Source organism: Pseudorhodoferax sp. Leaf274 (assembly GCF_001422445.1).
Classification (GTDB): Bacteria; Pseudomonadota; Gammaproteobacteria; order Burkholderiales; family Burkholderiaceae_C; genus Pseudorhodoferax.
Genome location: NZ_LMNA01000010.1, coordinates 1 through 14745 on the forward strand (window position 1 = coordinate 1; position 14745 = coordinate 14745).

General features: G+C 71.7%; 12 protein-coding genes. 9 read left to right on the forward strand and 3 right to left on the reverse strand.

Going from position 1 to position 14745, the window contains the following annotated elements; genetic code table 11:
• The 5 genes from ASF44_RS13375 to ASF44_RS13395 all read left to right on the forward strand — a co-directional run.
• Positions 1-303 (forward strand): spore coat protein U domain-containing protein (locus tag ASF44_RS13375; protein ID WP_156374488.1); only part of this gene is annotated, 303 nt, incomplete at its 5' end.
• Between the two features lie 83 nt (positions 304-386).
• Positions 387-929 carry a spore coat U domain-containing protein gene (locus ASF44_RS13380; protein WP_056899729.1) on the forward strand — a complete coding sequence of 181 codons (543 nt, stop codon included), beginning with the start codon at positions 387-389 and terminating at the stop codon, positions 927-929.
• Between the two features lie 8 nt (positions 930-937).
• Positions 938-1726 carry a molecular chaperone gene (locus ASF44_RS13385; protein ID WP_056899730.1) on the forward strand — a complete coding sequence of 263 codons (789 nt, stop codon included), beginning with the start codon at positions 938-940 and terminating at the stop codon, positions 1724-1726.
• A gap of 11 nt (positions 1727-1737) precedes the next feature.
• Positions 1738-4122: a fimbria/pilus outer membrane usher protein gene (locus ASF44_RS13390; RefSeq protein WP_056899731.1), complete on the forward strand. Its 2385-nt coding sequence runs from the start codon at positions 1738-1740 to the stop codon at positions 4120-4122.
• Between the two features lie 16 nt (positions 4123-4138).
• The gene (locus ASF44_RS13395) at positions 4139-5095 is read left to right on the forward strand and encodes a spore coat protein U domain-containing protein (RefSeq protein WP_056899809.1); all 957 of its coding nucleotides are present in this window, start codon (positions 4139-4141) and stop codon (positions 5093-5095) included.
• Between the two features lie 3 nt (positions 5096-5098).
• Here ASF44_RS13395 and ASF44_RS13400 read toward each other — a convergent pair whose 3' ends face one another.
• Positions 5099-5488: an MAPEG family protein gene (locus ASF44_RS13400; RefSeq protein WP_056899732.1), complete on the reverse strand. Its 390-nt coding sequence runs from the start codon at positions 5486-5488 to the stop codon at positions 5099-5101.
• 107 nt (positions 5489-5595) lie between these two features.
• On the opposite strand from ASF44_RS13400, the gene ASF44_RS13405 reads away from it, so the two are divergent.
• Positions 5596-6279, forward strand: coding sequence for a response regulator transcription factor (locus ASF44_RS13405; protein WP_056899733.1), 684 nt, complete (start codon positions 5596-5598; stop codon positions 6277-6279).
• On the opposite strand, the gene ASF44_RS13410 is transcribed toward ASF44_RS13405, so the two are convergent.
• Positions 6280-10269 carry a response regulator gene (locus tag ASF44_RS13410; RefSeq protein ID WP_156374490.1) on the reverse strand — a complete coding sequence of 1330 codons (3990 nt, stop codon included), beginning with the start codon at positions 10267-10269 and terminating at the stop codon, positions 6280-6282.
• 252 nt (positions 10270-10521) lie between these two features.
• Here ASF44_RS13410 and ASF44_RS13415 point away from each other — a divergent pair, with 252 nt between their 5' ends.
• Positions 10522-11088: a restriction endonuclease gene (locus ASF44_RS13415; protein ID WP_082524752.1), complete on the forward strand. Its 567-nt coding sequence runs from the start codon at positions 10522-10524 to the stop codon at positions 11086-11088.
• Between the two features lie 9 nt (positions 11089-11097).
• Here ASF44_RS13415 and ylqF read toward each other — a convergent pair whose 3' ends face one another.
• Positions 11098-12054, reverse strand: coding sequence for a ribosome biogenesis GTPase YlqF (gene ylqF, locus ASF44_RS13420; protein ID WP_056899735.1), 957 nt, complete (start codon positions 12052-12054; stop codon positions 11098-11100).
• A gap of 303 nt (positions 12055-12357) precedes the next feature.
• Between ylqF and ASF44_RS13425 the strand changes: the two genes are divergently transcribed.
• A complete protein-coding gene (locus tag ASF44_RS13425; RefSeq protein WP_156374496.1) occupies positions 12358-13116 on the forward strand; it encodes a class II aldolase/adducin family protein in 759 nt (252 codons plus the stop codon).
• A gap of 59 nt (positions 13117-13175) precedes the next feature.
• Positions 13176-14738, forward strand: a complete 1563-nt coding sequence (locus tag ASF44_RS13430; RefSeq protein WP_056899737.1) for an ABC transporter substrate-binding protein — start codon at positions 13176-13178, stop codon at positions 14736-14738.
• Positions 14739-14745 lie beyond the last annotated feature (7 nt).

Sequence of the window (14745 nt, forward strand, 5' to 3'; positions counted from 1 at the left end):
CCCGATGTCCTGTCGCTGTCCATCACCGTCAGCGGCGGCAACAACGCCGGCCAGGGCGGCTCGGTCGGCGTCGGCTCGCGCGCCATGAAGCTGGGCACCACGCACTACCTGCCCTACGAGGTCTACAGCGACGCCGGCATGACCAGCGCCTACCCCACCAGCGCCAGCGCCGTCGGCGTCACGCTGCCGGGCACGGGCGTGGCCCTGCCGCTGCCGATCTTCGGCCGCATCAACAAGACCAGCACCGCCGCGCTCACGTCTGGTACGTATACCGATGTGCTGCAGGTCACATTGAGCTGGTGACTTATCCACATATTCGGGCGATCCCCAGCACAAAAGTAAGCGAAACTGTTTCAAAATCTGCTCACTGCTGCAGAAGGAGATCCATGCGCTTCGCGGGTTTGCTGGCGACGCTGGTGTCCGGCACGGTCCTGGCACTGATGGGAAGCGGCGTGTCGCGCGCGGCTACCCAGGTGCCGACCACCGCCAATTTCCTGGTCAGCGCGACGGTGTCGTCGGGCTGCTGGGTGGTGGGCAACGTGTCGCAGACCAGCGGCATCGGCTTCGGCAAGCTCGACTTCGGCAGCCACCCGGCCGTCCAGGCCGGCAACTACGACGCGTCCATCGGCATGGCGGCCAGCCCTGCGCAGGTGCAATGCACGCCGGGCGCCACCGTGACCATGACCATCGACGGCGGCCAGAATGCCCAGGGCAGCCAGCGCCGCATGCGCTTCGGCAGCTACTACCTCCCCTACACGCTGACCACGCAGCCCGCTGGCGGCACCGTGGTCGCACCCGGCGTGGGCGTCTCGGTGGACGCCAGTGCCGGCCCCACGCTGGTGCCGGTCTACGGCCGCGCCACCGCGCCCGGCGCCGGGCTGCCGGCCGGGCAATACACCGACACCCTGCAGGTCGTCTTCAGCTGGTAGGAGAGCCGATGTTCCGTTCCATCCCCTTGCACAAGACGCTGGCACCGGCGCTGTTTTTGGCCGCCTGCCTGGCCGGCGGCGCCGTGCAGGCCCAGTCCTCGCTCATGATCTGGCCGCTCGACCCGGTGATCGAGGACGACCAGCGTGCCGCCGCACTGTGGCTGGAGAACCGCGGCACGCAGCCGATGTCGCTGCAGATCCGCGTGCTGGCCTGGAGCCAGAGCGACCGGACCGACGGCTACGCCAGCCAGGAAACCGTGGTGGCCAGCCCGCCCATGGCCGTGGTGCCGGCCGGCCAGCGCCAGCTGGTGCGCCTCATGAACACCCGGCCCGCACCCGAGGGCACCGAACTGGCCTACCGCGTGCTGGTGGACGAGCTGCCCAGCGCCGACGGCGCCGAGGACAGCCAGCGCCAGGGCAGCGCCATGGGCATCAAGCTGCAGATCCGCTACTCGGTGCCGCTGTTCGTCTCGGGCAAGGACCACTGGACCAAGCCGCGCGCCGACAAGCAGCGCGACAGCGCCAGCGCCGCCAGGCCCGAACTGCGCTGGCGCACCGAGCGCGGCATGGACGGCCACTACCTGTTCGTGCGCAACGACGGCCGCGCCCACGCGCGGCTCACGGCGGTGCAATGGGCGCGCGACAGCAACACGGTCACCATCAACCCCGGCCTGCTCGGCTACGTGCTGCCGGGTGCCGAGATGCGCTGGAAGCTCGAACAGCCGCCGCCGCCGGGCCATGTGCCGCAGGCGCGCGTCAACAACGCCGAGGCTGTGACCGTGTTCACGGCGCAGTAGCGGCGGAGCCGATGCATGTACTTTCGCCCTCCACCGTCCTGGCGGCCGTGGTGATGGCCTGCACCAGCGCATGGCCGCAGGGGCTGCCGCCCCCGCCGCTGCCCGGTGCGGCCGCCGCGCTGGGCGGTGCCACGCTGTACCTGGAACTGGTGGTCAACCAGCAGGCCACCGGCCAGGTGGTGCCCGTGCTGGTGAGGGACGGCAGCTACTACGTGGCCGCCGACACGCTGCGCGCGCTGCACGTGCGCACGCCGGCCACGGGCAGCCAGATGGTGGCGGTGGACCGCATCGAGGGCCTGGGCGTGCGCTACGACAGCGTGGCCCAGCGGCTCGAACTGATGCTGCCGCCGGCCTGGTTGCCCGACCAGCAGCTGGGCACGGGCGGCCCGGTCGGCCGGCTGCGCCCGCTGGTGGGCAGCGGCTTCCTGCTGAACTACGAGATCTACGCCAGCAACCCCGGCCGCGCGGAGGCCAGCACATCGCTGTGGACCGAGCAGCGCTGGTTCGGCGACTGGGGCCTGCTGTCCAACACCGGCGTGGCGCGCCACACGCGGTCCGGCGGCGGCGGTGCCGGCAGCGATGGCGCGGGCTTCGCCGGCAGCCAGGGCTACCTGCGCTACGACACCAGCTGGCGCTACTCCGACACCGACAACGTGCGCACCCTGACGGCCGGCGACCTGATCACGGCCACGCTGCCCTGGGGCAGCGCCGTGCGCATCGGCGGCATCCAGCTCGCGCGCAACTTCGCGATCCGGCCCGACCTCGTGCCCTACCCGCTACCCACCTTCTCGGGCCAGGCGGCCGTGCCCTCGGCCGTGGACCTGTTCATCAACGGCCAGCGCGCCGGCCGCGAGAACGTGCAGCCGGGGCCGTTCACGCTCAACACCATGCCCTTCATCACGGGCGCGGGCGAGGCCGCCGTGGTGACCACCGACGCGCTGGGCCGCCAGGTGCTGACCACGGTGCCGTTCTACGTGGCCAGCACGCTGCTCAAGACAGGCACCGACGACTACGCCGTGTCGGCCGGCGCGCTGCGGCGCGGCTACGGCGAGGACAACTTCGGCTACGGCCGCGCCGTGGCCAGCGGCAGCTGGCGCTACGGCTGGAGCGACGCGGTGACGCTGGAGGCGCGCGGCGAACTGGCGCGCGGCCTGGCCGTCGCCGGTGCCGGCGCGGTGGCCACCATGGGCCGCTACGGCGTGGTCAACGGCGCGCTCGCGCACGGCGGCGACGGCGTGCAGTGGACCGCCGGCTACCAGTACAACGCCCAGCGCTTCGGCCTGGCGCTGCAGCACACGCAGCGCACCGCCGGCTGGCGCGACCTCGCGCGGCTGGACCGCGGCGACAGCGCCGGCGGGTCCCGCAGCAACACCCAGGTGACCACCAGCCTGTCGCTGGGTGCGATCGGCGCCGTCGCCGTCGGCTACTTCGACGCGCAGACGCTGGACGGCACGCGCACCCGCGTGGCCACGGCCACCTACTCGCGCGCGCTCGGCAGCGACAGCTTCCTCTCTCTGAACCTGAACAAGGCCGTGGGCGGCGACGACTACCTGGTGCAGCTGCAGTGGACGCTGCTGCTCGGCGACCGCGGCGCCGTGAGCGTGGTGGGCACGCGCGACCGCAGCGGCTTCGGCCGCCAGCTGCAGTACAGCCGCACGCCGCCACCGGCCGGCGGCCTGGGCTGGAACCTCTCATACGCCAACAGCGCCGGCCCGGACGACTACCGCCAGGGCAGCATGACCTGGCGTGGCGACTACCTGCAGCTGCAGGGCGGCGCCTACGCGCAGGGCGGGCGCAGCTCCACCTGGGCCGGCGCCAGCGGCTCCATCGTGGCCATGGACGGGGGCTGGTTCGCGGCCAACCGCATCAACGACGCCTTCGCGCTGGTGTCCACCGGCGTGGGCGACGTGCCGGTGCGCTTCGAGAACCAGGTGATCGGCCGCACCAACGCGCGCGGCCACCTGCTGGTGCCCGGCGTGAACGCCTACTACCCGGCGCGCTTCGAGGTCGACATCCTGGACCTGCCCGAGGACATGCAGGTCGCGCAGTCCGAGCAGCGCGTGCTGCTGGGCGCCGGCAGCGGCGCGCTGTTGCGCTTTTCCATCCAGAAGGTGCGCGCGGCCAGCATCACGCTGGTGGACCAGGCCGGCCGGCCGCTGCCGGTGGGCCTGTCGGTGCAGCACCTGGGCTCGGGCCGCAGCGCCACGCTGGGCTGGGACGGGCAGGTCTACCTGGAAGGCCTGGCGCAGGACAACGAACTGCTGGTGCGCGGCCTGGGCTTCGAGAGCTGCCGCGCCCGCTTCACGCTGGCCGACACCGCATCGGGCGTTTCCCGCGTCGGCCCGCTGGTGTGCCAGCCCCTGCCCTCCACGGCGCTCGTCGGCCGCTGGCCCTAACCCTGTGCGCCCCACCATGCAACGCATCCTCCTTCCCACCCTGCTGGCGCTGGCCGGCCTCGCCCCGCTGGGCGCGCAGGCCTGCACCATGACCGAGACCGGCGGCCTGCTGACCAGCGTGGCCACCCAGCGCGTGGCGGGCGGCCCCACGGTCACGACCTCGGCCAACTTCAACTTCAGCTGCTCGGGCGTGGTGCTGGCGCTGGCGAACGGCACCCCCACGCTCAAGGGCCAGCTGCAGGCCAACACCACCGGCCTCACGCTCAAGAACACCACCAACAGCAGCCTGCAGATCCCCTACCAGATCTACAGCAACAGCGGCTACAGCACGGGCTACGCGAGCGGCGCGCTCGTGGTGGACCTGAACGGCGCCAACCTGGTCGGTCTGTTGACCACGGGCAGCAGCACCAACGTGCCGCTGTACATCGCCACCACGCCGGGGCCCAACATCCCGGCGGGCGTCTACACCGACACCGTGCAGGTCACGTGGACCTACGCCAACATCTGCGAGGGGTTGATCGGCGCGCTCGGCGCGTGCGTGGGCTTCCCCAACAACGGCACCACCACCAAGTCGGTGACGATCTCGCTGACCGTCAGCAACGACTGCACCATCACCGCGCCGCCGGTGAGCTTCGGCAGCGCGCCGCTGCTGGCCGGCTTTCCCACGGTGTCGCAGAACATCAGCCTGCAGTGCAGCCGCAACATGGTCTATACCGTGGGCCTGTCGGCGGGCAGCTATTCCAGCGGCGCGCGGCGCCGCATGGCCTCGGGCACCTCGCGCCTGGCCTACGACATCTTCAAGGCCGACAACACCGTCTGGGGCAGCGCCGGCACCGACCGCGCGCCCGGCCCGGCGCCGGCCACGGGCACCAGCGTGCAGACCATTCCCTACACCGCGCGCATCTACCAGGACCAGGCCAACCCGGCGCCGGGCACCTACACCGACAACGTGGTCGTGGATGTGAGCTTCTAGATGTCAACGCACGAAGAACAGCGCCACGCTGGCGCCCAGGCCCAGCACCCAGACCAGGCTGCGCAGCGTGCTGCGGTCGCGGATGTAGAGCGACACGTAGACCACGCGCAGCAGCACGTAGGCCAGGGCCAGCGCGTCGACGCGCGCCTGCGCGGCACCGAACTGGTGGGCGGCAAGCACGCCGGCCATGAACAGCGGCAGGCCCTCGAAGCCGTTGGCCTGCGCCGCCAGCGCGCGCGCACGCCAGCCGCCCTGGCGGGCCGCCCAGTCGCGCGGCGCGCTGTTGTCGCCGGGGCCGAAGGCACCGGCCTTGGCCACCCAGGCCGTGAAATAGGGCAGCGCGGCGGCGGCCAGCAGGCACCAGTAGGCCAGGGTCAGGTGGCTGGTATGCATCGTGCAGGTTCTCCGTGGGTTTCTGACGGCCCGCGATTGTGATCGCCCGGACCGGACGCACCGCCGCCATGACCGCCGACATCCGAATTTTTTGAGAGGGGGGACACATGCACATCGCCATCCTGGAAGACGATCCCGTGCAGCGCGAGCTGCTCACGCTGCTCGTGCAGCAGGGCCGCCACACCTGCAAGGGCTTCGAGACGGCCGCCGGCTTCCAGGCCGGCGTGCAGGCCGAGACCTTCGACATGGCGCTGATCGACTGGATGCTGCCCGACGGCAACGGCGGCGAGGTGCTGCAGTGGGTGCGCAAGACGGTGGGCTGGCAGCTGCCCTGCATCGTGATCACCGCGCGCGAGGAGGAACCCGTGACGGTGGCGGCACTGGAGGCCGGCGCCGACGACTACATCGTCAAGCCGGCCAAGCCGCTGGAGCTGCTGGCGCGCATCACCGCGGCATCGCGCCGCGCCCGCCCGGGCACGCTGCCGGTGCTGCGCGCGGGCGAGTACGAGATCGACATCACCCGCCAGCGACTGTCCATGGCCGGCCAGACGATGGAGCTGACGCAGAAGGAGTTCGACCTGGCGGTGTGCCTGTTCCAGAACATGGGCAAGCTGCTGTCGCGCGACTTCCTGCTCGACAAGGTCTGGGGCGTCTCGACCGAGGTCGACGCGCGCACCGTGGACACCCATGTCAGCCGGTTGCGGCGCAAGCTGCAACTGGACGGCACGCACGGCTGGAAGATGGTCTCGGTGTACGGCTTCGGCTACCGCTTCGAGCGCGTGGACGGCTGATCAACCCAGCCGCTGCGCGACGCCGGCGACCAGGGCGTCGAGCTCGGTCCGCAGCGCGGCCAGCGGGGCCTGCAGCTCGTCTTGCGGTGCGCCCTTGGCCAGTGCCGCCTCCATCGCCGCGCTCATCTCGCGCAGCCGGCCCGCGCCGATCATGCCGACGACGCCGCGCAGCCCGTGCAGCGCACGCGCCAGCCCGGCGCGGTCGCCCTCCTCCAGCAGCCGCGACAGCGTGGCGCCGGTGGCCGCATAGTGGGTCACGAACTGCTGCAGCACGCGCAGCAGGATGTCGCTCTGGCCGGCGGCGTACTCCAGCGCCTGCGGCAGGTCGATCAGCGCGGCCATGCGCGCCACGGTCTCGGCCGAACTCGCCGTCGCCGTTGCTCCCGCAGGTGCGGGCGCAGGCGTCGAGGTGGGTGCGGGTGCGGGGGCCAGGGCCGGCCGCGGCGCCGGCTCCGGCACCGCCGGCACCGCGGCCTGCGGCTGCCCCAGCGGGGCGGGCGGCCGGCTCTCGCCGAGGCGGGCGGGCAGCCAGCGCAGCAGCGCGGCATGCAGCTCGCGCGGGTCGACGGGCTTGGCCAGGTGCTCGTTCATGCCGGCATCCAGGCAGGCCTGGCGGTCCTCGGGAAAGGCGTTCGCGGTCATCGCGACGATGGGCAGCTGCGCCAGCGCGGGCTCGCGGCGGATGCGCCGCGTCGCCTCCAGGCCGTCCAGGTGCGGCATCTGCACGTCCATGAGCACCAGGTCGTAGGGCCGGCTGCGCACCATCTCCAACGCCTGCGCGCCATCGCCGGCCACCTCCACATGCACGCCCGCGGCGTGCAGCAGCTGCGTGGCCACCTCCTGGTTGACGAGGTTGTCCTCTGCCAGCAGCACGCGCGCGCCGGCCGTGCTGGCCAGCAGCGTCTGGGGCCGGGCCTGGGTGTCGACGGCGCCGGCGTCGGCCACCAGCCGCAGCAAGGTGTCGCGCAGCAGCCCGGCCGTGACGGGCTTGGCCAGCACCGCGCCGAAGCCGGCGTCGCGCGCCAGCTGGTGCAGCGAGGCGCGGTCGTGCGTGGCCAGCAGCACCATGGCGCGCGGCGGCGCGATGGCGGCCAGGCGGGTGCCGGCCTGCAGGCCGTCCATGCCGGGCATGGCGCTGTCCAGCAGCAGCAGGTCGTAGGGCCGGCCGGCCTGCAGCGCCTGCTGCGCCTGCGCCAGCGCCTGCGTGCCGTCGGGCGCGGTGTCGGCCGCCAGGCCCAGGCCGCGCAGCATCTCGGCCACCGTGTCGCGCGCCTCGGGCAGGTCGTCCACCACCAGCGCGCGCAGGCCCAACAGCGGCGTGGGCTGCGGCACCGGCACCGCCTGGGCGATGGGCAGGCGTGCCGTGAACCAGAAGCGGCTGCCACGGCCCGGCTCGCTCTCGGCCCCTGCCTCGCCGCCCATCTGCCCGGCGATGCTGCGCGTCAGCGCCAGGCCCAGGCCGCTGCCGCCGTGGCGCCGGGTGCTGGTGCCGTCGGCCTGGGCGAACGGCGTGAACAGCCGGCAGAGGTCTTCGGCGGCGATGCCGATGCCGGTGTCCTGCACGGCAAAGCGCAGCAGCAGCGCGCCGCCTTCCTGCGCCAGCAGCTCCACGCGCAGCATGACCACGCCGCGCTCGGTGAACTTCACGGCGTTGAACAGCAGGTTGAGCAGGGCCTGCAGCAGCCGTGCGGCGTCGCCGCGCAGCAGGTCGGGCACGGGCTCGGCGTGCAGCACGAGTTCGATGTCCTTCTCGCGCGCGGCGTCCACCACCGCGGCGCAGCTGCGCGCGAGCAGGCCGTCGAGCGAGAAGTCGGCCTGGTCCAGCCGCAGCTGGCCGGACTCGATGCGCGACAGGTCCAGGATGTCGTTGAGCTGCTGCAGCAGCTGGCTGGCCGCGCCGACGATGCGCACCAGCTGCTGCTGCTGCGCCGGGTCTTCGATCCCGCGGCGCAGCAGGTGGGCGAAGCCGAGGATGGCGTTGAGCGGCGTGCGGATCTCGTGGCTCATGTTGGCCAGGAAGATGGTCTTGGCCTGGTTGGCGGCGTTGGCGCGGTCGCGCGCCTGCTCCAGCTGCTCGTGGCGTTCGCGCAGCAGCTGCTCGGCCTGCTTGTCGCGCGTGATGTTGGTGGCCAGCACGACGAAGCCCTTGACCTCGCCCTCGCGCCGGTCGGGGATGTACTGCACGCGCGTGTCGGCGCGTTCGCCGCGCACGCTGTACTCGGTCTGCTCGAACTCCTGCGGCTCGCCGGCCAGCGCGGCCGCGACGCGCGGCAACACGCGCTCGGCGAAGGCCGCGCCGCGCACCTCGACCAGCGTGCGGCCGATCACGCCCTCGGCGGTCTCGCCGAACCATTCCCGCTGCGTGCGGTTGACGAAGCGGCAGCGCAGGCCGCTGTCCCAGTAGACCAGCCGGCCCGGCACGTTGTCGGCCACCAGGTGGGCGAAGCGCTCGGCCTCCTGGAGCTGCACGTTCAGGTCCTGCATGCGCTGTTCGGCCTCGGTGCGGGCCTGCAGCATGCCGCTCAGCTCGCGCGTGCGGGCCTGCACCTCGTGCTCGAGCTGCTCCAGCGCCTGGCGCTGGGTCTGCCGCTGCACGGTGACGTCGGTGAACGAGCAGACCACGGCGCTGACCGCACCGTCCGGGCCGCCGTGCACGGGCTCGGCGTTGACGCACAGCCACTGGCACCGGCCATGGCGGTCCGTGCGGGCCACCAGCACATCGCGGCGGGCCTGGCCGTCGGCCAGCACGCGCCTGGAGGGCGCTTGTTCGAGATCCAGCGGCTGGCCCTGCGTGTCGTGCAGCACCAGGTTCCACTGCTCCGGATGCGTGCCCAGCATGGAATCGGCCCGCAGGTCCAGCAGGCGCTCGGCTGCCGGGTTGACCGCGGTGACGAGGTGCTCGGCATCGAAGGCGATGACGCCCTCGTTGAGCGCTGCCAGCAGCGAGCGGTGGAACTGCTCGCTGCGCGCCACCGCCAGGCTGGCCTCGCGCGCATCGTGCACGTCGCTGCTGGTGCCGAACCAGCGCGTCGGCCGGCCCGCCGGGCTGCCCACCGCGCCGAAGCGCACGCTGCACCAGCGGTAGCTGCCGTCGGCGTGGCGCAGCCGGAAGTCGGACAGACGGTCGGTGCCGCTGGCCTGCAGCTCCCGCCATTCGCGCAGGACGGTCGGGTTGTCGTCCGGATGGATGAGCCCGAGCCAGCCCGAGCCGAGCAGTTCGCTCACGGGCTTGCCGCTGAACCGGGCCCAGCGTTCGTTGAGGTATTCGGATTGCGCGTCGGCATCGCAGATCCAGACCATCTGCGGCAGCAGGTCCAGCATGTGGCGGTGCTCGTCGGCGTCCGCGCGCAAGGCCGATTCGAGCTGGCGCCAGCGCCGGTCCCAGCGCCAGGCGGCGCCCAGGCCCAGCAGCAGCAGCCCGGCCAGCGCGAACCAGGCCAGCACATAGCTGCGCCGCTGGTACGCGCGCAGCTGCGCCAGCCGGGTTTCGCCCTGTGCATCCACGCGATCGGCCTCCGCCAGCAGCGCCGCCAGGGCCGCGCGGCCGGGGCCGGCGTCCTCGCCGCTCCAGGGGGAGCGGGCCAGGTCGGCGCCCGCCCACTGCGCATGGAGCGCCTGGGCCTGCTCAGCCAGCGCATTGGGCAGGTCCAACGGCGCGCCGGCCAGGCGCTGGCCCAGCACGTCCACGCGTTCCAGCGCGTGCAGCCATGCGGAGCGCTCGGCCGGGTCCTGCGGCGCACTGCGCTCGGCACTGCCCGCCTGCAGCCAGGGCGCCAGCTCGGCCCGCACCACGGCCAGCTGCCGCAGCGGGCGCATCTGCTGCTCGAAGCGGTCGGCCTGGAAGCGGTCGATCGCCGCCACGGCCAGGGAAGCCAGCGCTGCCACCAGCCACAGCGCCGCAGCCGCCCGCAACAGGCGCCGCGGTGTCGCGGGCGGCCGCACGCGGGCCAGCTCGGGAAACGGGCCGTGGGTACGAACGGACTGTGGCATGCGTGCAGAACCTCCAATGAGGGGATGCCGGATTGGGCCCGAGACCGGCGGCGCAAATGTGGCACAACTGTGTTGTGCCGGGCGCGGGTCCGGCCGGGGTGGCAGCGTGGGTGCGCCAGCCCGCGCCACCGGCTCGCCAGGCCGCCGTCCTGCGCAACCGCGATGGACCGGCGCCCTGGCGGCGGCGGCCGCGCCGCGTGCTACAAACCCACCCTTTTCCCACCACCCCAGACACGCCCGAGGCGCCCCCGCATGAAACTGAAGATGGCCGAAAACTCGCTGTTCGCGATCCTGCTGCGTTCGCGCTGGTGGATCAGCCTGGCGATCGCCTGCGGCTTCGTGCTGGTCAGCGCCGCACTGCTGCCGCGCGAATACGCGCTGGCCGGCGCGCTGGGCGGGGTGCCGTTCGCCATCATCGGCGCCATCGCGCTCAAGCGGCAGTGGGGCGCGCCGAGCGCCACGATGGTCGAGGCGCAGCTGGCGCGGGCCGCGGGCATGCCGTGGAACGAATTCGCCGCCGCGCTCGAATCGGCCTACCGCAAGGCCGGCTACACGGTGCAGCGCACCACGGGCGGTGCCGACTTCGTGCTGGAAAAAGGCGGGCGCACCACGCTGGTCAGCGCCAAGCGCTGGAAGGCCGCGCGCCAAGGCGTGGAGCCGCTGCGCGAACTGGACGCCGCGCGCCGCGCCAAGGACGCCGACGCCGCGGTGTTCCTCGCGCTCGGCGCACTCAGCGAGAACGCGGATGCGTTCGCCAGGCAGGCGCCGGTCCGCGTGGTCCAGGGCGCAGACCTGGCCGTGCTGCTGCAGGCCGCCTGAGCGCCGCGTCTAACCGCCCGCCGCGTCCGGAGCGTCGGCCGCGCCGCGCTGCGGCTGCTTCTTCTGCTTGCGCGCGGCCTGCTTGGCGGCCCGCTCCGCATCTGCCGCCTCGGCTTGCGCGCGCCAGGCGGCGAATTCCTCCAGCGTCTCCAGCGTCACGCGGCCCCAGGCGCCGCTGCGGAAGTCGTGGATGGCGATCTCGGCGGCCTTCTGCAGGTTGGGCCGACCGCCCGCCAGCAACGGCGCGCGCTTGCGGCCGATCTCGCCCAGCACGGCTTCGTCGTTGAAGCCGGAGATGTCGGCCAGCTTGTAGCGCTCGCGCAGCCGGTCCGGGTGGTGGGCCAGCATCTGCGTGAGCAGGGCCAGCGCCACCTCCTCGTCGTCGTAGGCGTTGCGGCCCACCGCGCCGCTGGCGGCCAGCAGCTCGCCGCTCTGCGCGATGGCGATGCGCGGCCACAGCATGCCGGGGGTGTCGTAGAGATAGAAGTCGTCCTCCAGCACGATGCGCTGCTCGGTCTTGGTGATGCCGGCCTCGTCGCCGGTCTTGGCGGCGCGCTTGCCGCGCAGGCTGTTGATCAGCGTGGACTTGCCCACGTTGGGAATGCCGCAGACCAGCACGCGCATCGGCTTGGCCATGCCGCCGCGGTTGGGCGCCAGTGCCCGGCAGGCCGGGGCCAGCGCGCGCACCGGCGCGGCCATGCCCGAATCCAGCGCGATGGCGTTGGTGCCGACCTGGGCCTGGTAATGGGCGAGCCAGCGCGCGGTCTGCTCCGGGTCGGCCAGGTCCTGCTTGGTCAGGAGTTTGAGCGCGGGCTTGCCCTGGGTCAGCTCGGCGATCAGCGGGTTGGCGCTGGAGCCCGGCAGGCGCGCGTCCAGCAACTCGATCACCACGTCGATCTCGGGCAGGCGCTCGAGGATGGCCTTGCGCGTCGAATGCATGTGACCGGGAAACCATTGGATGGACATGCGGGCGGACTCTCTCGGTGCGGATGGCGGGGCCGGATTGTCGGCCATTCGGATCGGCCGCTGCCCTGCCCGCCCAGCGTGCGCGCCATGCACGCCACGCACGCCCTTGGTGCGCAAACGCACCCGACCTGCGCCATGCGCCCCCGGAATCGCGGGTATTTGCCGATATTTCTGCTGGCACGGGATCTGCATGATGTCAGCTGTCGACAGATGACAGCCAACACTTCCGGAGAACCCGTGGAAACAGCAGAACGCATCGCCCCGGCCACCCCTGCCGCCGGCCGGCCCGCCAGCGCACCCGCCATGTCGGCGGCCGAACGCCAGGTCCGCAACGACCTCGCCGCCGCCTACCGGCTCGTCGCCCTGTACGGCATGGACGACAGCATCTACACCCACATCTCCGCGCGCGTGCCCGGCACCGAAGACCAGTTCCTGATCAACCCCTTCGGCATGCTGTTCCGCGACATCACGGCGTCCTCGCTCGTGAAGATCGACCTCGACGGCAACATCGTCGAGCCGGGCGATCACGACGTGAACCCGGCCGGCTTCACCATCCACAGCGCCGTGCACGCGGCCCGCCACGACGCCGTCTGCGTGCTGCACACCCACACCGTGGCGGGCGTGGCCGTGTCGTCGCTGGCCGGCGGCCTGCAGCCCTGCAACCAGTGGGCGCTGCAGTTCCACAACCGCGTCACCTACCACGCGTTCGAGGGCATCGCGCTGAACCTGCAAGAGCGCGAGCGCCTGGTCGCCGACCTGGGCCCCACCTCGCGCGCGATGGTCCTGCGCAACCACGGCCTGATCACGCTGGGCCGCACCATCTCCGAGGCCTTCATCCTCATGCACAACCTGGAGCGCGCCTGCCGCGTGCAGGTCGCCATCCAGAGCACGGGCCAGGCCATCCACCCGGTGCCCGAAGAGGTCTGCGAGCTGACCGCGCGCCAGTACGAAAGCGGCGACACCAACCGCCTGGCCGCCCAGCCCACCGACCCCTACGCCCGCGAGTGGCGCGCGCTGCTGCAGCGGCTGGAGCCGGCCAGCACGGCGTCCTTCCGCGACTGAGATCGCTCCCCTCCTCCCTGCTTCCCCGCCCTTCCCCACACATCGAAAGGTCTGCACCGATGAAACGCCGCCACCTGATCCAAGCCGTCCCCGCTGCCCTCGGCCTGTCCATCGCCGGGGTGCCCCTGCACAGCCTGGCCCAGGCCAAGAAAGGCGTCGTCAACGTGCTGGTCCAGCCCGAGCCGCCGGGCCTGATGATGGGCATCGTGCAGAACGGCCCCACGCAGCTGATCGCCGGCAACATCTACGAAGGCCTGCTGCGCTACGACGAGAAGCTGGCGCCCCAGCCGCAGCTGGCGACCTCCTGGACGGTGAGCCCGGACAGCAAGACCTACGTCTTCAAGCTCAAGCCGAACGTGAAGTGGCACGACGGCAAGCCCTTCACGGCCGACGACGTGGTGTTCTCGTGCGACGTGTTCCTGCGCAAGACGCATGCGCGCTTTCGCGCCAGCCTGGCGCATGTGGAATCGATCAAGGCGCTCGACCCGCTCACGGTGGAGTTCAAGCTCAAGCAGCCGTTCGGCCCCTTCCTGGGCATCTTCGAGAACGGCACCATGCCCATGGTGCCCAAGCACGTCTACGAAGGCACCGACTTCCTGACCAACCCAGCCAACGCCACGCCCATCGGCACCGGCCCGCTCAAGTTCAAGGAATGGGCCAAGGGCTCGTACATCCATCTCGTGGCCAACGAGAACTACCACCAGGCCGGCGCCGTCAGCGTGGAGAGCGTGTACTTCCATGTGATCCCGGACGCCGCGGCGCGCGCCGCCGCCTTCGAGTCCGGCAAGGTCGACATCGCCCCGGGCGGCACGGTGGAGTACTTCGACGTGGGCCGGCTGTCCAAGCTGCCGGGCACCGCCGTCACCACCAAGGGCTGGGAGTTCTTCGCGCCGCACAGCTGGCTGTGGATCAACAACCGCACCAAGCCGATGGACAACGTGAAGTTCCGCCAGGCCATCTGGTCCGCCATCGACCGCGAGGCCATGGCCAAGATCGCCTGGTACGGCTTCGCCAAACCGGCCACCGGCCCGTTCAACAGCCACATCGCGTTCGCCAGCGACGACGTGGCCAAGTACCCGCGCGACCTGGCCAAGGCCAAGAAGCTGCTGGCCGAATCGGGCTACAAGGGCGAGACGCTGCGCCTGCTGCCCCTGCCCTACGGCGAGTCCTGGCAGCGCCAGGCCGAGATCGTGCGCCAGAACCTCACGCAGGCCGGCGTCAAGATCGAGATGGTCGCCACCGACGTGGCCGGCTGGAACCAGCGCTGCAACGAGTGGGACTTCGACCTCGCCTTCACCTACGTCTACCAGTACGGCGACCCGGCACTCGGCGTGGGCCGCAACTACACCAGCGACAACATCGCCAAGGGTTCGCCGTTCAACAACGTGTCCGGCTACACCAACGCCAAGATCGACGAGCTGTTCGCCGCCGGCGCCAAGGAGGGCGATCCGGCCAAGCGCAAGGCCATCTACCTGGAAGCCCAGAAGATCCTGGTCGACGAGGTGCCCGTGGCCTGGCTGCACGAGATCAACTTCCCGACGCTGTACCGCAACAAGATCCAGAACGTCGTCAGCTCGGGCATCGGCCTGAACGACAGCCTGGGACGCGTGAAGCTGGCCTGACTTTCCC